The sequence below is a fragment of the Shewanella sp. Scap07 genome (assembly GCF_013394145.1).
Taxonomy (GTDB): domain Bacteria; phylum Pseudomonadota; class Gammaproteobacteria; order Enterobacterales; family Shewanellaceae; genus Shewanella; species Shewanella waksmanii.
Map to the genome: position 1 here is coordinate 4681742 of NZ_CP041329.1, position 25241 is coordinate 4706982.

The window sequence follows — 25241 nt, forward strand, 5'->3', positions numbered from 1 at the left end:
CTATGATCCCTATCGCTATGCGCCCAATCATCGGCTTACTGCTGGTTTTGTTATTCAGTTTGGTTCCCAACAGCAATGCCAGTGAGCCAGACCCAGCGCTGTTTAATCGCCCGGCAGATCGCGACGCCTTGCTGCAATTAACCAAGCAGCTGAACCAAGGCCCACAGGCCTATGGCCAGTTCAGTCAAGCGCGCCACTTAGCCGTTTTGACTAAACCGCTGCTCAGTGAGGGCGAATTTACCTTCGATGCTGACCTCGGCTTAGCGTGGCAACAACAACGCCCTTTTTATAGCGCCTTAATATTAAGCGGCGAACAAGTCACGCAAATTGATAGCCAAGGAAAACGCCAATCAATGCAGGCCCAAGGACCCGCGGCCGAGATTGCCAAGTTAATGCCGCAACTACTGCAAGCCATACTCAGTGGTGATATCCACCAGCTTGAACAAAGCTTTCAAATCGGCTTTATTCAGCAGCCGCAGCAGTGGCAAATCGGCTTACTGAGCCAATCTGCTGAACTCAGCGCAGTATTGCCTAAAATCATCATCAGTGGTGATACTCAAGTTCGCCAACTGCAGCTGCTTAGCGATAATGGCGACCGCAGTGAAATTAGCTTCAAGCAGATCAGCTATGCCCCGTTGACGGAGCAGCAAATTGCCATATTTGCTCCACAAAACCGACAAACTGAGGCAGCAAGCCCGCAGCAATGAATAAGCCCAGCCGTTCTTTAACGCAATACCACTGGCACCCTAGGCACCGCTTGGGACTTTTTGCTGGCTTGTTGTTGCTACTGGTACTGGCAGGCTCGTGGCAATGGCAACAAGGGGCGCGCATCCAGAGTGATATTTTGGCGATGTTGCCGCAAGTGGATGAACAACCCTTGACCCAAGCTGCCATTGAGCGGGTCGAGTCGCAACTAGAAAATAGAGTTTACTTTGCGCTAACAGCCAGCAATGCACCACAGGCCGTCGATGCCGCACAACGTTTTATGGATGCATTAGCAACTCAGTCCGGCTTTAGCGAGATAAAAAGCGCTGACTTTGATAATGCCAGTGCACTCAATGAGTTTTACTTTAAGCATCGTTTTAAACTACTGACAGACACCCAACTTGCTGATTATCAACAACAGGGGATCAGCGCTTGGGTAACCCAAGCTCAACAACAGCTGTACAGCGCATTTGGGGTCGCCAGCAGTGCGCTGCTAAGCCAAGACCCTTTACTACTCTACCCTGATAATCTGATGGCGTTGGCGCCAACAAGCAAGTTACAGCTACAAGCCGGCATATTGCTCACCGATACGCCAACCGGTCAGGTAGCGGCGATGGTGAGTGCTAAGGGCCAGGGCAGCGCTTTTAACCCGCAAGCTCAGGCGCTACAGCTGGCCAGTATTGATTATGCTAAAGCCCAACTTGATGAGTCCATCAATGTGGTGGGGGCTGGCGCACTGTTTCATGCCGCCCATGCCACCGCGCAAGCAAAAACTGAAATCTCGACATTAGGGCTAGCCTCGTTGATTGGCGTGATCGCTTTGGTGTACTTGGCTTTTCGCTCTGTAGTGCCGTTAATCGTGGCGAGCCTAACCTTGGCCAGCAGTTTTGTATTTGCCTTTGTCACCACCTTGCTGTTATTTGGCGAAGTGCACCTGCTCACCTTAGTTTTTGGCACCAGCTTAATTGGCGTAGCAATCGACTACTGTTTTCATTTCTATTGTGAACGCCTTAACCAAAACAACCACGATGCTGCCCAAGCCATTAAGGCGATTTTCCCGGCCATCTCTTTGGCGCTACTCACCACGGTTTTAGCCTATGTGGCCATAGGCTTTACCCCGTTTCCAGGTATGCAGCAGGTCGCAAGTTTCTGCGGTGCTGGGTTAATTGGCGCCTATTTAACCTTGCTACTGGCCTATCCATCGCTTGCGGGCGGCGCATTACCTAATCGCAGTGCACCACTAAATCGCGCCAGCGCTTATCTGGCGTATATTGAACAACATTGCCAGCGCTTATCAGCAAGCCAACGACGCTTGCTGCTATTACTGGTGGTCATCGCCTGTGGTATGTCATTAAGCCAGCTGCGCAGCAATGATGATATTCGAGCATTGCAATCTGTAGAGCCTCAAGTGATGGCCGCCGAGAATCAAGTCAGGCAGCTGCTAAGCGGAGGCACCGATAACCAATTTGTATTGGTTGCCGCTAACGACAAGCAACAGCTGTTGACCCGTTTAGCTGAGCTAGATTTGGTGTTAGATGACGCGCAACATCAAGGTTGGATTGGCAATCATGTCAGCTTAGCGCAGTTTATTCCGCCCCATGTTCAGCAAGACCGTAACTATCAAGCACAGCAAGCCCTGTACTCTCAGTTGCCCCAAGTATTGGCGCAGCTGGGGATGAGCGCCGATCTTGCTGAGCCACTACAGCAGCAATTTGCCTTAGCCAAACATAAATACATCGAACCCGAAGCATTCATGACAACACCTATGGGGCAACTACTTGCACCGCTGTGGCTAGCACCTAGCCCCGCACATCCTAATCAATACGGCGCTATTATGCTGCTCGGCGGGATTACAGATCTCAATGCCGTCAGTGACAGTGTCGCGCAAATCGACCGGGCAATCGTGGTTGATAAAGTCGCTGATATCTCCAGCGTCATGGGGCATTACCGCCAGCTCACCTTAAACTTATTAGCCATTGCTCTTGCGGTCGCTGCGATTATTTTTTGCTGGCGATTTGGCCTACGAAAAGGCCTATTGGTGGTGGCTGTGCCGCTATTGGCGATTGTGATTTGTCTCAGTATACTGGCGCTAGCTGGCATCGCGCTAAGTCTGTTTCATGCCTTAGCGCTTATTTTAGTGTTTGGCATTGGCGTCGACTACGCATTGTTCTTTGCCGAATCTAAACACCAAAACAGTGTGATGATGGCCGTGGCAATGTCCGCGTGCTCAACCATGCTGGCGTTCGGTTTATTGGCCTTTAGCCAAACTCCGGCAATACATGCGTTTGGCTTGACCTTATTATTGGGGATTGCATTAACCTTCATGCTGTCCCCCCTCCCTCATACCTTTGCAAGGAATTTGAAGTAATGCAGTCTGCACAGCAAGTCCCAAGTCGATCCCCGCAGCATTTCGATGTGGCAATTATTGGTGCTGGCCCTTCTGGCAGTGTGGCGGCAAGTTTGCTGCATCAACAAGGTAAACAGGTCATTGTCATCGAGAAACAGCATTTTCCGCGTTTCTCTATTGGTGAAAGCTTACTGCCTTGCTGCATGAACGTACTAGAGCAAGCAAACCTAATTGAGGCGGTTAACCAGGCGGGGTTCCAGTTTAAAAATGGCGCAGCATTTAACTCGCAGGGTCGCTACACCGAGTTTGATTTTACCGACAAATTTTCCGTCGGCCACGGCACCACTTTTCAGGTTGAGCGCGGCAGTTTTGATAAACTGCTGGCCGATACTGCTGCCGAACAAGGGGTAAATATTCGTTATGGCCACAGCGTAGAGCAAATCGATTTGCAAGGCGATCCTCTGCTTGATGTGGTCGATGAACACGGTCAGCCTTACCAAATTCAAGCCGAGTATATTCTTGATGCCAGTGGATTTGGCCGTGTGTTACCGCGATTGTTAGATTTAGAAATTCCATCAAGCCTACCGACTCGCAGCGCCGTGTTCACCCATATTGAAGACAATATCGATACCTTATCTGATCCCGAGTTTGAATTTGATCGAGATAAGATTCTGATCAGTGTCCACCCAGAAAACAAAGACATCTGGTATTGGCTAATTCCATTTAGCAACGGCCGCTGTTCTGTTGGCGTGGTGGGCGAACCGCATTTGTTAGGCGACCTCAATGGCGACTTACAACCCATATTACAACGCTTTATCAATGAAGAACCGAGACTTAAGCAGTTACTCAGCAAGGCCAAATTTGTACGCGAATGCGCATTGCTACAAGGTTATTCGGCTAACGTAAAAACCTTAGCTAGCGACAAATTTGCGCTGCTGGGCAATGCCGGTGAGTTTTTAGATCCGGTATTTTCTTCTGGCGTCACTATCGCAATGCAATCTGCCGCACTGGCCAGCCAATGCCTGCTAAAACAACTCGATGGTGAAAAAGTTGATTGGCAGCAACAATATGCCCAGCCATTAATGGTCGGTGTCGACACCTTTAGAACCTATGTTGAAGCTTGGTACGATGGTCGCTTTCAAGATGTGATTTTTTATCCTGATGCCGACCCAAAAATTAAACAGATGATCTGTTCTATCTTGGCTGGTTACGCCTGGGATGAAAGCAACCCGTTTGTGGCGGATTCTGAGCGTCGGCTCAAACTCGTGGTAGAACTATGCCGCGCCTAAACTGGATTGCATTTTTACTGCTGGCTAGCATCATATTGAGTGGCTGCACCACCACCAAGGTGCGTCAAACCTGTATGCCGCTGGCAAGCGGCGTCGATTACTGTTTAGCGCCGCTCAGTGCTGCCGTCAGCTCAGACAATCGCACCTTGCAGGTAAACCTAGATGTCAAAGGTCAGTCACACCAGTTATTGGCCCAACTAGAGATCAACGCCAACTTGGCAACCTTAGTGGGATTAGCGCCACTGGGTAATGCGCTGTTTACTGTAACCTATGATGGCCAGCAGATTAATAGTCAACAAAATCGGTTACTTGGCAGCGAGTTTAAAGCAGAGTATTTATTGGCGATGTTGCAGCTGATCTATTGGCCTATCAATGATGTCAATCAGCATTTACAACAAGGGCAGCTGGTTTCGAGTCAAGATACTGAAGGCCCAGTCAGAAGGTTATATGCTAACGACAGCGCTGTTGCTGCGATTGAGATTAAGTACAATAGTAGCGACCTAAGCCAAGCTCAGGTGCAGCTGATGATTGCCGATGCGCAATTTAACATGACAGTGACGCCACTGTAGGCGCGACAGATAAATAGAAGTAAAGATTAACACCATGACCGACATAGCAATTTCAAGCTTAGGCTTATGCACTCCCTTAGGGCAAACGCCGCAAGCTGTGCTCGACAATCTGATCAACGGCGATACCCAAGGCATGGTATGGCGCGATGATTTGATCCCCAATAAATCGGTATTGGTCGGCGAGGTCAGCGGTTCGCTGCCCACATTACCCGCCGAGTTTAATCAATACGACTGCCGCAATAACCAGCTACTGCTTAGTGCCATGCTGCAAATTGCGCCGCAAGTCGACGCAGCAAAACAACAATATGGTGCTGACCGAGTGGCGGTGGTGATCGGCACCAGTACTTCAGGCATTAATCGCGGCGAGCAAGCCCTGGCCTATCTGGACCAACATGACAGCCTGCCAACAGATTACCGTTATCAAAAACAGGAGCTAGGCAATAGCAGCGAATTTGTCAGTCACTATTTTGCCCTCAGCGGTCCTTGCTACACCGTCTCAACCGCCTGTTCCTCTAGTGCAAAAGTGTTCGCCAGTGCCCGAGGTTTATTGCTTGCTGGCCTGTGTGACATGGTGATTGTTGGTGGCGCAGATAGCTTATGTAAGCTTACCCTCAACGGCTTTGACTCATTAGAATCGATTGCCAGTGGCCACTGCCTGCCTTTCAATGAGCAAAGAGATGGCATCAACATAGGTGAAGGCGCAGCATTGTTTACTGTGACACTGGGTCAAGCGGCGGTGCAATTACTGGCCGTGGGTGAATCAAGTGATGCACACCATATTTCTGCCCCTCATCCAGACGGCCGCGGAGCGATTGCGGCAATGACAGACGCGTTACAACAAGCCAATTTATCAGCTCAAGATATTGATTATGTGAACCTTCATGGTACTGCCACGCCTAAAAACGATGCCATGGAGAGCCGTGCGATTGCGGCAGTATTTGCCGATAACTTACCCCCGTGTAGCTCAACTAAGCCACTGACGGGTCATACCTTAGGTGCCGCTGGCGCCATTGAAGCCGCTTTTGCGTATTTACTACTGAGCGATTTCAATGGTCAACAACGTTTACCTCCGCAGGTGGGCGACGGCAGCCAAGACAGCAGTAATCCACAACTTACTATGGTAACCACAGCACCAGCGGCCCGATTGCGCTATGTGATGAGTAACTCCTTTGCCTTTGGCGGCAGCAATGCCAGCGTGATATTTGCCCGAGGTACACAATGAGTATTCCTTTAACCACCGCAGATATCGATAACGAGCTGGCAGGGCAAAATGTGGCAGACTATCTGCCCCACCGTGACCCTATGATTTTAATCAGCCGCATACTGGCATATTGCGATGACAATCTATTGTCTGAAACTGTCATTAGTGAACAAAGCGCCTACTTTGACCCCACACAACAGCTGGTGCCCAATTATGTTGGCATTGAATATATGGCGCAAACCATTGCGGCGTTAGCTGGGGTAGAAGCCAAAGCCAACAATCTGCCCATCTGTATCGGCTTTTTGCTTGGCAGCCGTAAACTTGAAATGAATACTCAGGGTTTTAAGCTGGGAGAGCGCTACCATACTCGCGTCACTCGCTTATACCAAGAAGATACCGGGCTGGCCGTATTTGACTGTCAAATCTTGCATCAAGACCAAGTTGTCGCTAGCGCCAACGTCAATGTGTTTCAACCACAGGACGCCCAAGCTTACATTTCTCAAAGTGTCCAATAAAACGGATATTTGAGTAACAGGGAACAGTAAATAGACCATGAAAAAACGAGTATTAGTAACTGGCTCAAGCCGAGGAATTGGCAAAGCCATCGCGGTTAAGTTAGCCGAATCTGGCTTTGATATCGCACTGCACTTTCACAGCAATCAGCAGGCCGCAGCAGCCACGCAAGCAGAGCTTGAAGCACTAGGCGCGCAAGTCAGCTTACTGCAATTTGATATCGCTAATCGCGCCGCAGTGAAACAAGCGATTGAAGATGATATCGCGGCACATGGCGCTTATTATGGCGTGGTGCTTAATGCCGGCATCAATGCTGATACCGCTTTCCCTGCGATGAGCGAGTCACAATGGGACAGCGTGGTGCACACTAATTTAGATGGCTTTTACAATGTGATTCACCCAACGGTGATGCCCATGGTACAAACCCGCCAAGGCGGCAGAATTATTACCATGGCTTCTGTTTCTGGCATCGCAGGTAATCGAGGTCAGGTCAATTATAGCGCTTCAAAAGCGGGCATTATTGGCGCGACTAAGGCGCTCAGTTTAGAGCTAGCCAAACGTAAAATCACCGTCAATTGTATCGCACCAGGACTGATTGAAACTGACATGGTTAGCGATATTCCTAAAGACATGGTGAAAGACCTAGTTCCTATGCGCCGTATGGGACAACCGGCAGAGATTGCCAGTTTAGCTAACTTTTTAATGTCTGATGATGCCGGTTACATCACCCGTCAGGTTATTTCAGTAAACGGCGGTATGATCTAATGTCCAGCTCGCATAAACGTGTGGTGATTACCGGATTTGGCGGCGTATCTAGCCTAGGCCACGATTGGCCAACGATCGCAGCCTCGCTGAAGAATCAGCACAATGCCGTTGTCCATATGGATGAATGGCACAAGTATGATGGCCTAAATACTCGTTTAGCAGCCCCAGTCACCGACTTTGAAAAACCAGCCCATTATTCCCGTAAGAAAGTGCGCTCCATGGGGCGAGTTTCATTGATGGCAACCTATGCGTCTGAACAAGCGCTAATCAGTGCTGGATTACTTAACGATCCGGTGGTGAGCTCTGGCGCTATGGGGATTGCCTATGGCTCGTCCACCGGCAGTACCGACCCCATCACCGCTTTTGGTGATATGCTGAAGGATGGCGACATGTCAGGCGTAACTGCCACCAGCTATATTCGCATGATGGCACACACCACCGCCGTTAATGTGGGGGTGTATTTTGGTATTAAAGGTCGAGTACACACCACCAGCAGTGCCTGTACCTCGGGTAGCCAAGGTATTGGCTATGCCTATGAAGCCATAAAATACGGCCAACAAACATTAATGCTAGCTGGCGGCGGTGAAGAGCTGTGTGCCACTGAAGCTGTGGTGTTTGATACCTTGTTTGCCACCAGTACTCGTAACGATACGCCCGCCTCAACCCCCAGACCGTTCGATACTGACCGCGACGGCCTAGTTATCGGCGAAGGGGCCTGCACTTTAGTGCTGGAAGAGTTAAGCCATGCACAAGCGCGCGGTGCACATATATTTGCTGAGATCGTCGGCTTTGGTACCAACTCCGATGGCTTACATGTCACCCAGCCACATGCGGAAACCATGGAAATAGCTATACGTCAGGCAATAACCGACGCGGCCATTAGCCCACAACAAGTCGGCTACGTTAATGCCCACGGTACCGCCACTGACCGCGGTGATATTGCTGAAAGCCACGCGACACAGGCGGTCTTTGGCGACCAGATGCCAATCTCGTCACTAAAAAGTTATACCGGTCATACCCTCGGCGCTTGCGGCGCACTCGAAGCCTGGGTGAGTGTAGAGATGATGAACGCTGGCTGGTTTGCACCGACTTTGAATCTGCAGCAAGTCGACAGTGAGTGTGCCAAACTCGATTATATTCGCGATGACATTCGCCACATAGACACTGACTATGTCATGAGTAACAACTTTGCCTTTGGTGGCATTAACACGTCACTGATTTTTAAAAAATGGAAATGAAACTAGATAGGATATCTAATGAAAAGTCTCTCTTTAGCTGTGTGTTTAACCCTGTCTCTGGCCAGCGGCGCGGCCCTTGCTAAGCCGCTAACTGAAGCGCAGTACATTGAAATATTTCAAGGCGATAATGTCGACAAACAAAAAGATGCCATTGCTTCACTCGTGATGGCAGGTCTGAATGACCCCCAAGTTTACGAGACGCTCAACAATAAGCTGCAAGCCTCACTACCACTAGCCATTGATCGCCACAGCATAGATTACAGTGCTTGGTTAATTAAAGGCTTAGCCTATTCTGGTGATGAGAAGTATGTGGCCACTTACAATGAAATCATCAATGGTGATTATCATAGTAAACTACAAAAGTACGCGAAAAAATCATTAAAAAACCTCGAAAAATACCAAGTTTGGGCACCCATTCTGGCAGATAAAAGCCACTATGATGACAAGTACAATCAACGTAGCAATGTGCTCAGTAACGCCCTAAGAAGTGATGAATTACAGCTCAAATTGGACGCTGCTAAACGAGTGATAAACCGCGGTGTGTATACCGACCAAGTGCTGGAAACACTCGATAGCGAGCTGCAGGATACTCGGCTACTAAAACATGACAAATTGGCGATTCAGGCCTACGCCTTTATGGCAAAAGCCTTGGCCAGCAGCGGCGAAGAAAAGTACCGTCCAACCATAGAAAAACTGGCCGAAACCAGCAGCGAGCGTAAATTACAAAGATACGCAGCTAAGTACTTACGCGCCTACTATTAATCGAATTAATAGCCGTTAAAACAGGCTTATAGTTTCAACCAGAAAGCACCAACATCACCTTGTGATCTTGGTGCTCATCGTCAATTACTTATGAATCGTCCCAATCGCGGCCGCCCTTTGATCATAGTCCTCGGTATGGCAACTTTGACAGCTGTCTGACGCCCTCAGCCAAGGTTTATTATATTGACCATCGACAGAGAAATGATTCGGGTCATCCGATGGCATCGACAGATTAATCTTGAACATATGCGACTCACTAGGCATATGACAGTCAATACATTTTGCCATGGTTTCATGGACGATTCCGCCGCCATTGCCTAAGTTAAATTCCATAGAATGACAATCAGTACATTGCGCTACCATCGCATCTTCATGGCCGGGCTGATCTTGATTATGTTCTGAGCGGTGTGGATTGTGACAAGTAGAGCAAGTGAAGTCTTTCTTCTTGCCCATAGCTTCACCAGTATCAGGATCGGTACCTATCATAGTCGTAGCCGCATGACGTCCTCCACGACCACCTAAACCTCCACCATTTTTGTCAATGCGCCCACCTTCAGTATCCCCACCAAAAACGACATTAAGCGGTGAAATATAGTCAGGATAACGTTTAATTGAATCATCAACCGTATGGCACTCACTACAAGCAATTGGTTTACCGTATCCCATATCTTCCGCTAGAAAATCCGCAGTTTGACGGGCTGTCGCCAATTTAACAATATTCTGCTTAGACGGGGATTTAATATGGTCGACTCCTGCACCATGACAGCTTTCACACTGCACACCAGTAAGCGCAAATGTCCCGCCCATGCCAGGCATATCATCTTGCCTATTCAAGTTTCGATAATCACCTGTGGCTTCTGTGTAATCCTTCCAACCAGTGGTATGACAGCGGCCACAATAGTCGTAACCATGGCTGTCTAGTGCATCATTTTGATAATAAGGCCACATCATTTCTGGTGTTACTTGATGACCTTTTGGCACCACTGCTGTGCCAACTTTATCCCCAATCATGATGTAGCCATTTTGGTCGAGAAACATAGCACTACTTTTGTATCCACCAATCACATAACTAATGTCGCTCCATCCACTAGGGTTACCTAATGTGTTTTTGACACCATCAATCAAATCGACCGCACCATCAATAGAGGTAAATGGGTAGCTTGGCGCTTCACCATTTTCAATCTTAGTAAATTTGAAGTTATGCCCTGTTTCAAAAAAGGTTTTTTTATCTACATGACATGAAACACACTGGCTTGAACCTACGTAAATTTCAGCAGCACCGTTAACCATAACAGTGACCACCGCTTGTGCCTCGCCGCCATTGCCATCACTAATGGCGTAATCAAGCAAAGTCGTACCGACACCATCAGGTTCAAACAGTATTTGGTTATCCTTAATTGAAGCTACTCCACTACCTGATTTTACTTGCACCATTATCAAGGTTAATGTGTCGCCGTCGGCATCAGTGTCGTTGGCTAATGCGTCAATCAGCACACTTTGACCAAGCTCTGTTTGGGCATCGACTGGGTTAGCTATTGGGGGAGTATTTTGGGGAGGTAGTGGGTTGTCGCTATCACTATCACTGCCACAAGCTGCTAGTAAGCAGATTGCGCCTGCCAATAGCAAGGACTTACCCGATGGGCGTTCTATTGCAAAATTCATCATCACATATCCTTGGAATATTCACGCTTTATATTTTTTTGGTTAGTCGCATGACGGACACAGTTGAAATTCAAGTCAGCTATTTCAGCATCATGCAACACCATTAACTCACTCTCTTGGCGGGTTAACGACCTCAAAATACTCCCTAGGAGGTAGAGAACAACATGGCTTAAATTGCCCAAAAATGGTGATTTTCGTACCGAGGAATGAATCTGTGAGCTAGGCAACACAAGTCGGCACTGCTGCTAGCCATGGTGCTTGATTCAGTTTAGATGGACTTATATACAATCGTGCTGAGCACGAAACTGAGAAGGGGTAAGGTGGGTGTGACGCTTGAAAAACTTAACGAAATAAGTCACTTCATCAAAGCCCAATTGGTAGGCAATTTCCTGTACTTGTGCGCTTTCAATAGCTAAACGTCTCTTGGCTTCCAATATCGTATGGTTATCGATCAGTTGTTTGGCAGTTAAACCGCAAGCATGACGACATAGCTGATTTAACGACTTATAGCTCATATGCAATCGTTGTGCATAGGCTGCTGCACAGCGCTGTTGCGGTCCCTGACTAACCAGTTGCCTAAATTGATTAAAGCGCTGTGCTTGCAGATCACTTAAATGCGCAGCATGACTATGTCGCTGATTCTCAATAGTCATCAATAACGAGGAAAACAATAATTGAGCTAGCAATGGGTCATCTGTTTCATTTTGTTGTGTTTTGTTGATCTCATTAAGCAAAATATTACAGGTTGCTGCCACACTATCCGAGAGGTTAATTAGCGGTGTGTAGGTGCTAAATAAGTTAGACAGAGAGAAAAATGGCAAGCGTACTTTTGCAAGAATAAGATCAAAAAAATCAGCAGTAACATTGATCATCTTACCCTGAGCACGACTTGCAATATCAAATGCGTGTACCTGCTCCTGATTGATAAAAATGAAGCTACCAGACTGAAAATGGTGGTATTTAAAATCAACGAAATGTCCGCCAACACCATGAGAAATATAGATAAAACAGTAATAGCTGATACGATGCGGCTTTGCTGGATCAAAACGACACCGGTGTAGCTTTTGATAAAAGTCGCCTAGGTCGAGTATTTCAAGGCCTGCTTTTTGTTTACACGGTGCCCTAAAATTAACCTGCGGTACGGCACTATTTTGCAGACCATTGAGTGCTTTCATTTCGACTTCGTTAACTGATTTTGGCTGAGCTCAATACTTTACCTCGACAAAAAAAAGCGATCTGTTAACTCCATCAAACCGTTTCAACAGCATCGATTTATTCAGCTGTTAACTTTATCAAAAGTTAATAAACAAACACCTAATTCAATTAATTTTATTTGATTGTTCTTCGGTGATGTAAACGTTGAAGTGCTAGTTCTAAATTGTCACGCAGAGCCACAATTTCGCACAAACACAAGCAATAGGTCGTTAAAAAAATGTGATCGTTAAAATTCACCTCGGCGTATAGCGATACGTAACCTACACACAATGAAGGAATATGCTATGCAACGTCTCTATCCTAGTATCGTACTGACTGCTGCGCTGGCTCTCACCGGCTGTAGCGATGACGATGATAACAGCTCAACACCTGCTCCAGATCCTGCACCAGCCCCTGCTCCGGCCGAGATGTCGATGGTTAGAGTCATTCATGCCAGTGCTGATGCCCCCATGGTTAATGTCACAGCTAACGATGCCGAGCTGCTAACAGATGTTGACTATGCAATGTCGTCTGGCTTGTTAAGTGTCGAGTCAGCCACCTATGCCATTGCGGTCAATGCACAATTACCAAGTGGTGAAACTGCCACAGTCTTGTCTGCTGATTTGATGGCTGAAGCTGATATGGAGTACACCGCAGTCGCCGTAGGCAGTGTGGCAGGTGAGTCACTCGACCTCGCACTGATAGCGAACGCCACTAGCGATATTGCAGCAGGATATACGCGAGTACAGGTGCTGCATGGCACTGTGGGGGTTGGGCTAGTCGATGTTTACGTCACTGAACTAGACGCAGATATCAGCGATATGGCTCCGACACTCTCAGTCGATTACATGGACAATACCGATCAATTAGAAATCATGGCTGGCGACTATCAAGTTCGCATTACCGTCGCGGATCAAAAAGACGTGGTATATGATTCTGGCGCGGTCACACTGGCTGCGGAAACCGATTATCTGCTCACGGCCATTACTAACGTTTGGAGCGGTAACTCTCCTGTTGCACTACTTGCTGCACTGCCAGAGGGCCAAGCTTTGATTCAAGACAAGAACGCCGGTGCTGACCTACGAGTGATTCATGCCGTTGCCGATGCGCCAGCTGTTGATGTATTCCTCGACGGTAGCGATATGCCAGCAGTCGATATGCTGAGCTTCGGCGAAGTCACAGGTTACCTAAACGTGCCTGAAGGTGAGCATACCGTGACAGTCGCCGCTGATGCTGACAACAGCGTGGTTGTGATTGATGCTGCAGAGGTGATGTTAGATCAAGGTATGAGCTATTCTGCACTAGCAATTGGTTCGCTAGGTGATGAGATTATGCCTTGGGTATTAATGGATAGCCCTCGCCGTGTTGCTACGGCAGCAAAACTCAATATTGCCCATGCGTCATTCTCTGCTGGTAATGTCGATATTTATTTGACTGCCACTGACGATATTAGCGATGCCGCTCCAGCATTAAGCGATGTGCCATTTATGGCCGCTTCGGGTGCCCTTGCAGTTGCTGCCGGTGACTACGTAGTTAGCGTCACACCACACGACAGTAAAGATGTCGCCATTGGCCCGCTTAGCGTTAGTCTAATGGCTGGGGGGATCTACTCAGTTGCCGCAGTGGATGCCGCCGGGGGTGGTACACCACTGGGCGTCATCTTAATGGATGACTTCGTGGCTAACTAAGTAAAAATTTGAATGAAAATAATAAGGCGATACAAGTATATGTATCGCCTTTGCTGTTAATCAAGTTAGCGGCAAACTGACATATTTAGCCTCAAATTGAGCGCACAATTTATCGGCGCAAAACAGCTCAACAGTCAGTGGGATTTTAACCCGCTTACCGCGACTAAGCGAACTTAGATCGATATGGCTGCAACGGACAGCCGCAATGGGCTGCGCAGTTACCGGCGCAAGATAACGCACATGGGCATCGGCCAACACTATGTCTCCACGAACTTGAGCTCGTTGCTGTTGCAACCATACCATTCCCCATCCAGTTAAGGTCATCAAGGTATAGATGCTGCCAGCAAACATGGTCTGATGCAGGTTGATATTGGGGCCTAAAGGCGCGGTCACCTTAAACTCATTATCATTAAAGCTCAGAGGTTCTACCGCCATAAACTGGCTCAGTGGAATCGTTTGATGCCATGTTTGTTGTAATTGAGCCAATAATGATTGCTCAGCTATCACCATAATTGCCACACCTGTAAATTAACCGTCTTACATCTGAAGATTAAAAATCATTAGACCTGAAGATTAAAAGTCACTGGACCATCATTGGTTAAGCTCACCTGCATATCGGCTGCAAACTCGCCCGTTTGGGTATTCACCCCTTGCTGCTGACAATATTCGACAAACGCATCGTACAGCTGTTTTGCTTGCTCTGGAGTGCCTGCCCCCGAAAAACTTGGGCGTAAACCACGACCAGTATCAGCGGCAAGTGTAAATTGCGACACCACCAGTAAGCTGCCCCCTGCTTGGCTAAGATTGAGGTTCATCTTGCCATTTTCATCACTAAACACGCGATATTTCATCACTTTAGTCGCCAGTTTCTGCATTTTTTCTATATCATCGTCGCGCTCAACACCAAGCAACACCAATAAGCCTTTATCTATGGCGCCTATGGTTTTACCTGCAACATCAACTTTGGCTTGGCTCACTCGTTGGATCAGGGCTATCACGTACTCTACTACCTTATTGTTAATCAACAGGCCTTGTTAAATAACAAGACCTGTTAGCGACCAACCTCGTTTAACGCTTAGGTTGATACTGGGTTTTTCATAATGGGAATTGGCTTAATCAGCTCTTCAGATCCCTTTGGTAAAGATAACCCCACCTGATGTAGGCCGTCGTCGGTCCACAACATAAAACGGCGGATCTCTTCTAAATCAATGGTGTTGACGAAAGTCGCTGCGCCTTGCACTTGAATAACATTGCCATTCTCGCGCAAAGTGAATTTAGCGAAGTTTAACTTATGGTTCAACGTACCGATGAGCAGCAGTAACTCTTTGCTACCGGCCATTTTAGGATGAATGGCATAAAAACGATTCATTAAGATGCGATCAATCCCCTCGGCATTAATGCTAGGTTGCAGTACAAACTGGCTTTTATCAAACTGCACACCGACTCGAGTAGGCGACACTTTGCTGGCAAGGTAATTCTTTTTCAGAAGCGCGGCTAATAACGCATCTGCGGCGGCCTCGTTACTCATGCCGCCCAAAGTAACTGACTCTGGTGCGACAGTCGCCGCGTCGCTTGTGTTCGCCTCATCGGTTGATGCACAGCCAACTAATGCTGCACAAAGTGCAGTGACCATCATGGTTTTTCTCATTCTGCTATATCCTTTCTGTTATTCATCATTTTCCGTAAGGCGGCAATGACCGCTTGTCGCATCTTATCATCGCCTAAGGCATGATACCCGTGATTAATGATTTGTAGCGTTAACTGAGTCAATGCATTGTTTTCAATAAAGTGGCTCACGGCCTGAGGTGGGCAGACCCAATCTAACTCGCCTTGTATGATCAAAGTCTCGGCGCTAATGACCTTAGCGCGTTGCTGCAAGATTTGCTGCGCCTCAAAATACCCGGCTTGCGCATAATGCGCTTCAATTTTTGCTAACGCCTCACCTTGGTATGGCGCGCGAGTAAAGTCATCACTAGGTAGCGCTAACACCTGCTCCCATTGTTGCCAACGTTGATGGTAATCGCGGCGCACACTCGCATCACGATCTGCCAGCCCCGCAACAAAGTCATTGAGCAAAGTTTGGGTGTCACTACCACAGTAATCACCTTTAAAATCCCGGTATTGCTGAGAGAAAATCTGCCCAGCTCCGTCACGGCCATAGAGCCATTCAAGGCTCGTCGACGAGGGAATAAACAGCCCCCAAAGTAGCTGCCAGCTCACTCGGTTGGGATAACAGCAACTGTATAACAACGCCAATGTTGCTCCAAAAGAGCCGCCGCATAACCCCCAGCGGTCAACATCGGCCCATTGACGGAGCTTTTCAATATCGCTGAGTAATGCAATCAAATGGTTGTGTTCAGTACTGGCATAGGGTTTGGAGCGGCCGCAACCACGCTGATCCAACATAAACAGCCGTACCGCCTTAATGTCGGTGACCGCACTATCAAACAGCGCCACATCACCTTGTTGGCAAGCAGCCCCTGGGCCACCATGTAGGTATAACACCGGCGTGCCCTGTGGCGAGCCATACTGGGCAACAAACAGTTGATGGCCATTGCCGACATCCAGCCAATCTTGACTAATGAGCGGTAAATGGACTGCCAAGCTTAGCCCCCTTTTTGGTGCTGAGATTGCGTGCTTTCTGGCTCAGGTGCACTCTCTTTGGGCTCATTTTGCTGCTGTTGCGCGCTTTGCTGGCGAAAGTGGCTACGTAAAGCCACTAGACGAGTATCTAAATACTCAGGCATACCCGCGGTGATGACCGCCCCAATAAGCACGATCATCCAGCTTAAATACACCCAAACAAACAAGATTGGAATCGTAGCTAAAGCGCCATAAATGGCTTCATAACTTGGAAATTGGGTTAGGTAATACGCAAAACCTTTTTTACCGAACTCAAACAGCAATGCGGCAACAATCGCCCCCAGCAATGCGTGGAAAAACTTCACTTTGGTGTTAGGTACAACCATATAAATCAGTAAAAAAGTCGCCACAGAAAACAGCATCGGCAGCCGTTCAACCACCAGCGGTACCACACCAGATAACTCTGTGCCGGTAAACACCTTTAATGACACCACATAAGAGGTCGCCACCAAGCTCGCGCCCATTAACACAGGCCCTAAGGTTAGCACCATCCAATACATGGAAAATGACACCACCATTGAGCGTTTTTCGGTGGTGCGCCAAATAGCATTGAGTGCTTTATCTATGTTAGATATCAACATAATAGCGACTACGACCAAGGCACCAATACCCACTGCAGTGCCTTTAGATGCATTCGCGACAAATTCATTAATGTACACCTGCACGCTATCGCCCGCTGAGGGAATAAAGTTCTCATAGATAAAAGTTTCTATCTGGCCACGAATGCCTTTAAACACCGGAAAAGCAGACAGCATCGACATCGTCACTGCGACCATGGGCACCAACGATAATAGGGTGACATAAGCCAGATGCCCGGCTCGAATGTTAACCTGATCTTCAGCCAAGCGCTGACGCAAGTGTAATGCAAAATGCCAAATACTCAGTAGGATGGTATAAAAGACTGAGCTTTTAATTTTATTAATCACAGCTATCTCATTATTCATTGGCGTTAGGGATTGGTATCATACCAATCAGTATAAAGGTTTGTTCGCTCAGCGAGAGCATAGTGGTTCTAAGTCTAGGCAACGAATGCGATGCATAGTCATTCTACGCATTAATTCGTTAACGCCGCATCAGCGTCACTGACACTCGCCTTTGTAGGCGTATTTTTGACTTAGTGCTTATCGCTTGAATAAAATCATAAGCAACAGGCATTATGCTATGTGTTGTCTTTGAATCAGTGACTCAAAAATACGCTGAGTAGCACAAAATCTTATACTGATTGGTATAAAACCTGTATCTTCGTACAATAAAGCTTATAACCTCAGATTTACAAGTGTAAGGAAGAAATTGATGTCTCAACAAGGATCTGCAGGCAATGTTATTGCCGCAATTGCTAGCTTTTTTATCGTTGGACTGGGTCAGCTTGTGCAGGGCCGCATCATGTCAGCGATTCTATTTTGTTTGTTCACCTATGCGGCATACGGTATTGCCAGCTTCACCCTTGGGCTATTCTTAATCGTTGCTGTGCCACTGCACATTTGGTGCATCATTGATGCGGCGCGATATCGAGGCTAATACTCAATAGTAAAAGTCAGCCAAACAGCACAGGGCGAACAGAGTCTCAGTTTGATGAGTCAAAAAACAAAGGTGGTTTCAGGATGAAAAAAGGTATTTCCATTGCGCTATTAGGGGCAAGTTTACTTCTCAGTGGTTGCCAAAGCGCTTATTACGGTGCCATGGAAAAAGTTGGCTACCATAAGCGTGACATCATGGTCGATCGCGTGACCGATGCCAAAGAGTCTCAAGAAGAAGCGCAAGAGCAGTTTAGCTCTGCGTTAGAAGAGATGCAGGCACTGCTTAACCACGACGGCGGTGACTTAGAAAAAGCCTACAACAAGGCCAAAGATGAATATGAGTCATCGCAAGAAGCAGCAGACGATGTCAGTAGTCGCATCAGTAAAGTAGAAGATGTGGCCGAAGCGCTATTTGATGAGTGGCAGTCTGAAATCAATGAAATCAGCAAGGCCAGCTTGCGACGCAACAGTGAAACTAAGCTCAGAGAAACTCAGCGCTCTTATGAGCAACTGGTAAGAACCATGAAACGCGCAGAAAGCAAAATGGATCCAGTGCTTGTGGCGATGAAAGATAACATGCTTTACCTTAAGCATAACCTCAATGCCCAAGCGATTGGGGCTATTAAAGGGGAGTTTGCCAGCCTGCAAACTGATATCTCCGGGCTCATTAAAGAGATGAACAAATCAATTGAAGAGTCCAACAAGTTTATCGCCTCTATCGAAGGCAACTAGCCCAACGACTCTGCCTGTCAGCTCACCGAGCTGGCAGGTAGGTTTCGTCTAGGCTAAACCTGCCCACATCTGACACTGCCCCTGTATTCACTAGCAATCAAGCTTATCCAAGCGCAACGCGATTGTTAGCCCCTTGTGAGCTAGCACACCAATCTAGATAAAATAGCCTCACAATTTAGACACCTCTCACACTTCTTTGGCTACATTACGAACCAAATTAATAACGACCACTCACACTCGTTACTCACCGCAACTAATTTGAAGTCATTATGAGTTTTATTGAATCCTTTACCTTAGCCTTGGCGCTACTCTATGCGACCAGTCTGATGTTTTATAGTGGTAAACGTTGGGGCGCTTTGACGAGTCTATCACTACTGGGCGCAGGGATGATTGCCACACTCTATTGGCCCATGCTGCTGGCAACGGCATTGGCAGCTGTCGGGCTAGGGCTTGCTAAACGGCTAGCGCCAAACTTGTTTAGTCCTGAGATTAAAGCCAACACCATACGGGAACTTATCCATCACACTTTAGCGGTTTCGATGCTATTGGTTGCGGTGCAATTTACCTGCAATGCCATCATGTTGAAAATGGGCCAAACCCCATGGTTAATGCGACCGGACGTTGGCGATGCCTTCTTACCTATCGCCGGAGGGATTGAGCTAAAAGCGATAATCACTTTGGGCTATTGGGACCAAACTCACCCCGCAGCAGCTGTCATGCTGGCAGTGGTAATGCTCACTGGGCTGCTTTGCAAGCGTGCTTTTTGCGGCTGGGCTTGTCCATTAGGCTTAGCCGGCGAATACCTCTACAAGCTCAGAAAACGCTTTATAAATCGCGAACTGCTACCACCAGCTTGGCTGGATTGGCCATTGAGAATGCTCAAGTATTTGCTGTTGCTGGCCTTACTGTACATCATCATTGCTGGCATGCCATCTCAGGCCATACCAAGCTATTTAAACGGCAATTACCACAAAATTGCCGACTTAAAAATGGCGCTGTTCTTTATTACTCCTGGGCTAATCACCTTACTGTGTTTCGCAGTCATACTGGCATTAGCCGCATGGCGACGCCAAGGTTTTTGCCGCTACATCTGCCCCTATGGTGCACTACTGGGTATATTAAGCTTCCTTAGTCCGTTAAAGATACGGCGCCACACAGAGCATTGCTTAATTGATAGTAAAGGCATGAAATGCGACAAATGTAGCCGCGCCTGCCCCGCTAATATTAAGGTACATCAGCAAATCAACATTCGCTCAGATGAATGCCAAGCGTGTATGCGCTGTATCAATGCTTGTCCGAAAAAAGCGTCTCTGACCTTTAGCACCCGCAATGGTTGGCAGATGTCAGCAACGGGCTTGGCAATTACCTTGCTTACCTTATTGTTTGCTATCCCTTTGCTGGCTTACCTAAACGGCTTCTGGGTCAGCCAAACACCGGATGATATCCGTATGTACTTAATCCAACACCTCAACGCTATAGGGCATTAATCTCGCGAGGGTGCATCTGGCATTATTATTAGTTAATAATGCCAGGATCTGAGCGATTTAAGCATTTGATTAAGTTTGAATTAATTGATAATTGCTAGCGTGTAGTGGTGAAAATAATTCATTGAAAGGAAAGCTGCTGTGGGTATGATAATCGCATTCGCTATTGCCATTGTTGCAATGCTGTCGCTACTTGTCAGCAGCGTTATTCTCATTCGCTTGCTCGACCAACTCAAAGGCTCAGTGCTACTCAAGCGCATTAGATTACAACTGCTCGTCATTACCCCTTTGGTTTGGACTGTCATCTACTATTTCCCAGTACAATATGGCCCAGCCGGTAGCAACTACGATCAAATCATCACGGTGTGGTGCACTAAAACCGCGCTGTTTATCTTAAGCCCAGCCATCATTGCAATCCTTTGCCGACGATTCAACCGCAAGTCTGAATAACTCTGCCGTGACCAAAGCCCTCCCTGCAATCACTCCACTATGAAAGAGCACCTTAGTAAGTAGCGTCAACTAAAAAATATCACTTAAGTAATAGCTAAAAAAATCAAACGTGATCCTAATCACAGCCTTTACGAGGCTAAAAATCATCAAACCTCTGCCAAAATAAAGACCAAAAACCTTTAAACACAATTACCTATAGAATATTCATTAGATTTTTTTCAACAATATTTTTATCAATTAGATTTTTACGATATTAGTGATCAACATCAAATTTACATCTACCTACATTTGATAAATTTATTTACAAGATGAGTACCTTCTCATCAACACTAAGAACACCATCTACCAAGATGGGTAAGGACTAAAAGATGAAAATGATGATGAACATGATGGGCTGCTTGGTTGTCGGGTTAGCCTTAGCAACCTCGGCGTATGCCGTGGATGGCGGTAATCCCAAAAAGGGCAAACACCTGTATAAGAAAACTTGCAAGGTTTGCCACAGCCAAGGTGATGTCGGCGGTGAAATGACACCCATGACAAAAACAATGTCGCAGTGGGATCGTTATTTCAAACGCAACAAACACAAAGGAAACCCAGAAGTGTTTCAGCAGCTCTCTGACAAAGACAAGCTCGATATCCAGCAGTTTCTGTATGACCATGCAGCCGATTCTGATCAACCGCAAACCTGCGGCTAACGCTCAAACCGACTAGCAAAAACTTAACCTAATTTGAGCAATTTATAGGGATATCCCTAGGGCAACGGCTTGCCAAAAATTGCCTCAAACCATGAAAAACGGACAGCTTGGTAACACGGAAAACGGACTCGATTCGTGCTGCCATAGGGAGATTCCTTATGCGTACCTTACTTTCAATACTGGTTGCTAATGCGCTTGCCCTGTCAGGCACCGCATGGGCAAATGACAGTGACACTCAAAAAATAAACCAACTTAAACAACAGCTGGCAGATATTACAGAAGAGCTAGATGATTTGAACGATCGTGTCGATAACAATGAGCGTCACACGGCACTTGATCGTATTAGCCTCACTGGTGACTTTCGCGTGAAAGCCCACTCACTGCACTACCAAAATGTGACTTGGAATCCCGCCATCAAAGTGAACTTCAATGACTTTGGTGGCAAAGCCATGAGCGGCGCATTCGGTTCACCAACCGACAGTGACTCTCCCTTAGGTAAAATGCTCGCGGCAAATCCTGCACTGGCAGCCGCATTTCAGCAGGGACAACTGCAGGGAGTGATGCCCTATGTGCTCGCGCCTAAAAGTACCCAAGATATAGATAACGATATTTTCTATACCACTCGGCTTAGACTCAATATTAAGGCAAAGGTGTGGGACAACGTTAATTTTGCCGGTCGACTCTCTATGTATAAAAACTGGGGGGATTCCACCGGCGTCCAGGTGTTTGACTCTTGGCGCTCTTTTACCATGGATGGCACCAGCAGTGGTAACACCAGCGGCGACTGGCTGCGGGTAGAGCGCGCTTACTTTGACTGGAAAAACATTGGTGGATCCAACACCTATTTGTCTATTGGTCGTCGCCCATCAACCTATGGCCCACCGACCCATTATCGCGAAAACGAGAAACGGGGTGGCACCCCTTCAGGTCATCTAGTGAACTTTAACTTTGATGGTGCAACCTTAGGTTATAACCTCGGTGAAATCACCGGTATTGATGGTCAAGTGGTGCGTTTTTGCTATGGCCAAGGGTTTGAATCCCAATGGGGCAATGGTGAAATGTTTGGTGATATTGTCACTAAAGATACCCACCTAGGCGGCTTCAACATTGACGCTATCAATGACGGCACCAACTTCCTGCAGTTCACGTTATTTGGCGCGAAAGATATCAATGATGGTTTCAAAGGCACCATGGCATTTCCCACTCAACTGGCGGGTATTTTTGCCCCCACCATGTATCAAGACATGCAGAAGTTCAGCAACTTCAACTTTGAAACCCGGGTGCAGCCCAGTGGAGTTATCGGCGATATGTACTTAGGGGGCATCGGTTTTGCCCGTGAGGAAGCCAATGATATCAAGTGGTTTATCTCTGGTGGCTGGACTCGCAGTGAAAGCAATGGCAACGCCGGCATGTTTGGCGGCATGCTCAGTGATGCGGTATTTGAAGCACAGCTGAATGCCGACGGTTCAGAAATTATCATGATGCCAGCCCATAGCGATGACAAAGACACCAAAGATGGTTACGGCGTCTATGTCGGGGTACAGATCCCGGCACCGCTAGGTAAGTTTGGTATCGAATACAACTACGGCTCTAAGTATTGGACCCCCTTTACCCAAGCCCAAGACGATCCCATTGGCAGCAAGCTTGCGACTCGTGGACATGTGGGGGAAGCCTATTACATATTTGATGTTAATCCACGCATGTTCATTAAGCTGGCCGGGCTTTATTACGATTACGAATACACCGGCAGCGGCACCCCGGTTGGTGCACCGCAGAGTATTGATGACATCTTAGCTGGCAGTGCCTACTCGATGTTGCCGGTAGTCGACACCGCCTTTGATATCAACGCTTCGTTGACCGTTAATTTCTAGTCTTGATAGGCCCCCTTGTTAACAGCAAGGGGGCAAGGAGCAATCAGATGAAAACCCCAATTTTCCCCCTATTGTTGGGCCTGTTAATAAGCAGCTCAAGCTGGGCAGGTCAAGATCATAGCGAGATCCTCAGTGGGCCGTTTGCTAGTGGCAGCGAAGTCACTAGCCAATGTATCGAATGCCACGAAGAACATGCCACTGCTTTTATGAAGTCTTCCCATTGGACTTGGGAGCTAGAACAACAACTCCCTGACCGAACCGTAAAAAGAGGTAAAAAGAACACCATTAACAACTTTTGTGTGGCAGTGTCGAGTAACGAACCCCGCTGTACCAGCTGCCATGCCGGTTATGGCTGGAAGGATAACAACTTCGACTTTAACGATATGACCAAAGTAGATTGCCTTATTTGCCACGACACCACGGGCACCTACGTTAAAGATCCTGCCGGCGCTGGCGAAGTGGCCGCTAAGGCCAATCTGACTCGCGTGGCTCAGAATGTCGGCCGCCCAGTTAGGGACAACTGCGGTAGTTGCCACTTCTTTGGTGGTGGCGGTGATGGGGTCAAACATGGCGATTTAGACTCCTCCATGTCATACCCTGACAAAGCCACCGATGTTCACATGGACACCGATGGCAACGACTTTCAATGCCAAGATTGTCACGTCACCCAAGACCATCAAATCACAGGCAATGCGATGGGCGTCTCACCCGGCGGTGATAACCCTATCGGATGCAGTAACTGCCATGAAGCTGAGCCCCATAAAAAAGCAAAGCTTAACCAGCACAGCCAAGCCATTGCCTGCCAAACCTGCCACATTCCGGTGTTTGCCAAAAATGAACCCACTAAAATGAGCTGGGATTGGTCAACAGCCGGTAGTGATAGACCACAAACAGTCGATCAATATGGCAAGCATAGCTACATGAAGAAGAAAGGCGATTTTGTGTGGGCTAAGTCGGTAACACCCGAATATGCATGGTATAACGGCAAAGCTGATGCTTATATGCCTGGGGATAAAATGGATGCTAAAGTCACCACTAAGCTCACCTACCCTCTGGGCAGCATTAGCGATCCGCAAGCCAAAATTGCCCCCTTTAAAGTTCATACGGGTAAGCAGATTTTCGACAAAAAGCACAACATATTTATCACCCCTAAAGTGTTTGGCAAAGGCGGATACTGGAAAACATTCGACTGGGCTAAAGCCGCTGAACTGGGCATGCAACAAAATGCCACTATGGTGGAAAAAGGCATCAGCTTTAGCGGAGAATACGGCTTTGCCGCGACCGAAATGTGGTGGCCAATTAACCATATGGTATCGCCCAAATCAGCCGCACTGCAGTGTAAAGATTGTCATAACGCCAAAGGGGGCCGCCTTGACTGGCAAGCACTGGGATATGACGGTGACCCAATGAAAAACAAGACGGGCGTCCGTCATGCCCGCTAGTCCTGCATAAGCGCATAACACTCATCGAAATGAGCTCCCACTCCATGCGCTTGTTTGCCAGCCGTTTATCTCATCTATAACGGCTGGCTTTTTTGGTAAAACCTACCAGATGCTAAACTCTGATACACTCAAGTTTAACCCAACGATTTCAGCAGCAAGGCCGCAGCATGCACAAATTCAACGTTTTTGGCACCTTGATGTCAGTACACCGACAACAAGATGAGTGGCTACTTTTTATCGAATCGGGCACGGGCATGCGCCGCCGTGTATATGATGTGATAATTCCCAGTGAATTGAGTAGCGAACAACTGCTCGGCTATCTTGATGATATTTTTCATGAACACTCCAGCGACAAACACCCAAGCGTGACCCTTGGATAAGGTCGCCAAAATATCTATATTACCCCCCTCTCGTTCATGGAACAGCGCAATCGAAGAAGTAATCGAACCCGGTGCTGATGCAACTAGAAGTTTC

At 47.5% G+C, this 25241-nt stretch carries 25 protein-coding genes; 18 read left to right on the top strand and 7 right to left on the bottom strand.

The features are described from left to right. Positions 1–2: 2 nt before the first annotated feature. The 9 genes from FLM48_RS20635 to FLM48_RS20675 are packed head-to-tail and all read left to right on the top strand — an operon-like array spanning position 3 to position 9389. Complete coding sequence (locus FLM48_RS20635; protein ID WP_179025967.1) at positions 3–707, top strand: outer membrane lipoprotein carrier protein LolA; 705 nt, start codon at positions 3–5, stop codon at positions 705–707. Further along, positions 704–3073, top strand: a complete 2370-nt coding sequence (locus FLM48_RS20640; RefSeq protein WP_179025968.1) for an MMPL family transporter — start codon at positions 704–706, stop codon at positions 3071–3073. The genes FLM48_RS20635 and FLM48_RS20640 overlap by 4 nt, the downstream gene beginning before the upstream one ends. Then, positions 3073–4341 carry an NAD(P)/FAD-dependent oxidoreductase gene (locus tag FLM48_RS20645; RefSeq protein WP_179025969.1) on the top strand — a complete coding sequence of 423 codons (1269 nt, stop codon included), beginning with the start codon at positions 3073–3075 and terminating at the stop codon, positions 4339–4341. Before FLM48_RS20640 ends, FLM48_RS20645 begins: the two co-directional genes overlap by 1 nt. Then, positions 4329–4910, top strand: a complete 582-nt coding sequence (locus tag FLM48_RS20650) for a DUF3261 domain-containing protein (RefSeq protein WP_179025970.1) — start codon at positions 4329–4331, stop codon at positions 4908–4910. Before FLM48_RS20645 ends, FLM48_RS20650 begins: the two co-directional genes overlap by 13 nt. Positions 4911–4944: 34 nt before the next feature. After that, positions 4945–6132 (top strand): beta-ketoacyl-[acyl-carrier-protein] synthase family protein, encoded by a 1188-nt coding sequence (locus FLM48_RS20655; RefSeq protein ID WP_179025971.1) that lies wholly within the window; start codon positions 4945–4947, stop codon positions 6130–6132. Beyond that, positions 6129–6626: a hotdog family protein gene (locus FLM48_RS20660; RefSeq protein WP_051484577.1), complete on the top strand. Its 498-nt coding sequence runs from the start codon at positions 6129–6131 to the stop codon at positions 6624–6626. Before FLM48_RS20655 ends, FLM48_RS20660 begins: the two co-directional genes overlap by 4 nt. Before the next feature lie 37 nt (positions 6627–6663). Continuing rightward, complete coding sequence (locus tag FLM48_RS20665; RefSeq protein WP_028773446.1) at positions 6664–7389, top strand: 3-ketoacyl-ACP reductase FabG2; 726 nt, start codon at positions 6664–6666, stop codon at positions 7387–7389. Continuing rightward, the gene (locus tag FLM48_RS20670; protein ID WP_028773445.1) at positions 7389–8627 is read left to right on the top strand and encodes a beta-ketoacyl-ACP synthase; all 1239 of its coding nucleotides are present in this window, start codon (positions 7389–7391) and stop codon (positions 8625–8627) included. Before FLM48_RS20665 ends, FLM48_RS20670 begins: the two co-directional genes overlap by 1 nt. A gap of 18 nt (positions 8628–8645) precedes the next feature. Further along, positions 8646–9389 (top strand): hypothetical protein, encoded by a 744-nt coding sequence (locus FLM48_RS20675; protein ID WP_179025972.1) that lies wholly within the window; start codon positions 8646–8648, stop codon positions 9387–9389. Positions 9390–9473: 84 nt separating this feature from the next. Here the strand turns inward: FLM48_RS20675 and FLM48_RS20680 are convergent, their stop codons facing one another. Then, positions 9474–11054 (bottom strand): Ig-like domain-containing protein, encoded by a 1581-nt coding sequence (locus tag FLM48_RS20680; RefSeq protein ID WP_179025973.1) that lies wholly within the window; start codon positions 11052–11054, stop codon positions 9474–9476. A gap of 275 nt (positions 11055–11329) precedes the next feature. Next, a complete protein-coding gene (locus FLM48_RS20685; RefSeq protein WP_179025974.1) occupies positions 11330–12226 on the bottom strand; it encodes a helix-turn-helix transcriptional regulator in 897 nt (298 codons plus the stop codon). Positions 12227–12550: 324 nt separating this feature from the next. Between FLM48_RS20685 and FLM48_RS20690 the strand changes: the two genes are divergently transcribed. Continuing rightward, complete coding sequence (locus FLM48_RS20690; protein ID WP_179025975.1) at positions 12551–13933, top strand: DUF4397 domain-containing protein; 1383 nt, start codon at positions 12551–12553, stop codon at positions 13931–13933. Between the two features lie 60 nt (positions 13934–13993). Here FLM48_RS20690 and FLM48_RS20695 read toward each other — a convergent pair whose 3' ends face one another. The 5 genes from FLM48_RS20695 to FLM48_RS20715 form a co-directional block, all read right to left on the bottom strand. After that, a complete protein-coding gene (locus tag FLM48_RS20695) occupies positions 13994–14443 on the bottom strand; it encodes a thioesterase domain-containing protein (RefSeq protein WP_179025976.1) in 450 nt (149 codons plus the stop codon). 50 nt (positions 14444–14493) lie between these two features. Continuing rightward, positions 14494–14931 (bottom strand): D-aminoacyl-tRNA deacylase, encoded by a 438-nt coding sequence (gene dtd / locus FLM48_RS20700; RefSeq protein ID WP_179025977.1) that lies wholly within the window; start codon positions 14929–14931, stop codon positions 14494–14496. 77 nt (positions 14932–15008) lie between these two features. Beyond that, positions 15009–15581, bottom strand: a complete 573-nt coding sequence (locus FLM48_RS20705) for a hypothetical protein (protein WP_028773440.1) — start codon at positions 15579–15581, stop codon at positions 15009–15011. Further along, the gene (locus FLM48_RS20710; RefSeq protein WP_179025978.1) at positions 15578–16537 is read right to left on the bottom strand and encodes an alpha/beta fold hydrolase; all 960 of its coding nucleotides are present in this window, start codon (positions 16535–16537) and stop codon (positions 15578–15580) included. The genes FLM48_RS20705 and FLM48_RS20710 overlap by 4 nt, the downstream gene beginning before the upstream one ends. Before the next feature lie 2 nt (positions 16538–16539). Next, the gene (locus FLM48_RS20715; protein ID WP_084632527.1) at positions 16540–17520 is read right to left on the bottom strand and encodes a virulence factor BrkB family protein; all 981 of its coding nucleotides are present in this window, start codon (positions 17518–17520) and stop codon (positions 16540–16542) included. Between the two features lie 349 nt (positions 17521–17869). Here FLM48_RS20715 and FLM48_RS20720 point away from each other — a divergent pair, with 349 nt between their 5' ends. The 8 genes from FLM48_RS20720 to FLM48_RS20755 all read left to right on the top strand — a co-directional run bounded on the left by FLM48_RS20720 (position 17870) and on the right by FLM48_RS20755 (position 25147). Then, complete coding sequence (locus FLM48_RS20720; RefSeq protein WP_028773437.1) at positions 17870–18094, top strand: hypothetical protein; 225 nt, start codon at positions 17870–17872, stop codon at positions 18092–18094. Positions 18095–18177: 83 nt separating this feature from the next. Continuing rightward, on the top strand, positions 18178–18825 hold the full coding sequence (locus FLM48_RS20725) for a DUF2959 domain-containing protein (protein ID WP_028773436.1): 648 nt from the start codon (positions 18178–18180) through the stop codon (positions 18823–18825). 269 nt (positions 18826–19094) lie between these two features. Next, positions 19095–20312 (top strand): 4Fe-4S binding protein, encoded by a 1218-nt coding sequence (locus FLM48_RS20730; protein WP_179025979.1) that lies wholly within the window; start codon positions 19095–19097, stop codon positions 20310–20312. A gap of 138 nt (positions 20313–20450) precedes the next feature. Continuing rightward, the gene (locus FLM48_RS20735) at positions 20451–20759 is read left to right on the top strand and encodes a hypothetical protein (RefSeq protein WP_179025980.1); all 309 of its coding nucleotides are present in this window, start codon (positions 20451–20453) and stop codon (positions 20757–20759) included. Between the two features lie 377 nt (positions 20760–21136). Further along, on the top strand, positions 21137–21454 hold the full coding sequence (locus tag FLM48_RS20740; protein ID WP_179026448.1) for a cytochrome c: 318 nt from the start codon (positions 21137–21139) through the stop codon (positions 21452–21454). Between the two features lie 158 nt (positions 21455–21612). Continuing rightward, complete coding sequence (locus tag FLM48_RS20745) at positions 21613–23325, top strand: DUF3373 domain-containing protein (RefSeq protein WP_179025981.1); 1713 nt, start codon at positions 21613–21615, stop codon at positions 23323–23325. A 47-nt stretch (positions 23326–23372) separates the two neighbouring features. After that, positions 23373–24767, top strand: a complete 1395-nt coding sequence (locus tag FLM48_RS20750) for a tetrathionate reductase family octaheme c-type cytochrome (RefSeq protein WP_179025982.1) — start codon at positions 23373–23375, stop codon at positions 24765–24767. 167 nt (positions 24768–24934) lie between these two features. Beyond that, positions 24935–25147 carry a hypothetical protein gene (locus FLM48_RS20755; RefSeq protein WP_179025983.1) on the top strand — a complete coding sequence of 71 codons (213 nt, stop codon included), beginning with the start codon at positions 24935–24937 and terminating at the stop codon, positions 25145–25147. Positions 25148–25241: the final 94 nt, after the last annotated feature.

Excerpts from the sequence above, each read along its gene's own strand:
- FLM48_RS20675 (WP_179025972.1), top strand. The coding sequence starts at position 8,646 with ATGAAAAGTCTCTCTTTAGCTGTGTGTTTAACCCTGTCTCTGGCCAGC.
- FLM48_RS20715 (WP_084632527.1), bottom strand. The coding sequence starts at position 17,520 with ATGAATAATGAGATAGCTGTGATTAATAAAATTAAAAGCTCAGTCTTT.
- FLM48_RS20635 (WP_179025967.1), top strand. The coding sequence starts at position 3 with ATGATCCCTATCGCTATGCGCCCAATCATCGGCTTACTGCTGGTTTTG.
- FLM48_RS20730 (WP_179025979.1), top strand. The coding sequence starts at position 19,095 with ATGAGTTTTATTGAATCCTTTACCTTAGCCTTGGCGCTACTCTATGCG.
- FLM48_RS20695 (WP_179025976.1), bottom strand. The coding sequence starts at position 14,443 with ATGGTGATAGCTGAGCAATCATTATTGGCTCAATTACAACAAACATGG.
- FLM48_RS20680 (WP_179025973.1), bottom strand. The coding sequence starts at position 11,054 with ATGATGAATTTTGCAATAGAACGCCCATCGGGTAAGTCCTTGCTATTG.
- FLM48_RS20690 (WP_179025975.1), top strand. The coding sequence starts at position 12,551 with ATGCAACGTCTCTATCCTAGTATCGTACTGACTGCTGCGCTGGCTCTC.
- FLM48_RS20705 (WP_028773440.1), bottom strand. The coding sequence starts at position 15,581 with ATGAGAAAAACCATGATGGTCACTGCACTTTGTGCAGCATTAGTTGGC.
- FLM48_RS20685 (WP_179025974.1), bottom strand. The coding sequence starts at position 12,226 with ATGAAAGCACTCAATGGTCTGCAAAATAGTGCCGTACCGCAGGTTAAT.
- FLM48_RS20725 (WP_028773436.1), top strand. The coding sequence starts at position 18,178 with ATGAAAAAAGGTATTTCCATTGCGCTATTAGGGGCAAGTTTACTTCTC.
- FLM48_RS20720 (WP_028773437.1), top strand. The coding sequence starts at position 17,870 with ATGTCTCAACAAGGATCTGCAGGCAATGTTATTGCCGCAATTGCTAGC.
- FLM48_RS20750 (WP_179025982.1), top strand. The coding sequence starts at position 23,373 with ATGAAAACCCCAATTTTCCCCCTATTGTTGGGCCTGTTAATAAGCAGC.
- FLM48_RS20645 (WP_179025969.1), top strand. The coding sequence starts at position 3,073 with ATGCAGTCTGCACAGCAAGTCCCAAGTCGATCCCCGCAGCATTTCGAT.
- FLM48_RS20740 (WP_179026448.1), top strand. The coding sequence starts at position 21,137 with ATGATGAACATGATGGGCTGCTTGGTTGTCGGGTTAGCCTTAGCAACC.
- FLM48_RS20640 (WP_179025968.1), top strand. The coding sequence starts at position 704 with ATGAATAAGCCCAGCCGTTCTTTAACGCAATACCACTGGCACCCTAGG.
- FLM48_RS20670 (WP_028773445.1), top strand. The coding sequence starts at position 7,389 with ATGTCCAGCTCGCATAAACGTGTGGTGATTACCGGATTTGGCGGCGTA.
- FLM48_RS20655 (WP_179025971.1), top strand. The coding sequence starts at position 4,945 with ATGACCGACATAGCAATTTCAAGCTTAGGCTTATGCACTCCCTTAGGG.
- FLM48_RS20660 (WP_051484577.1), top strand. The coding sequence starts at position 6,129 with ATGAGTATTCCTTTAACCACCGCAGATATCGATAACGAGCTGGCAGGG.
- FLM48_RS20665 (WP_028773446.1), top strand. The coding sequence starts at position 6,664 with ATGAAAAAACGAGTATTAGTAACTGGCTCAAGCCGAGGAATTGGCAAA.
- FLM48_RS20745 (WP_179025981.1), top strand. The coding sequence starts at position 21,613 with ATGCGTACCTTACTTTCAATACTGGTTGCTAATGCGCTTGCCCTGTCA.
- FLM48_RS20650 (WP_179025970.1), top strand. The coding sequence starts at position 4,329 with ATGCCGCGCCTAAACTGGATTGCATTTTTACTGCTGGCTAGCATCATA.
- FLM48_RS20755 (WP_179025983.1), top strand. The coding sequence starts at position 24,935 with ATGCACAAATTCAACGTTTTTGGCACCTTGATGTCAGTACACCGACAA.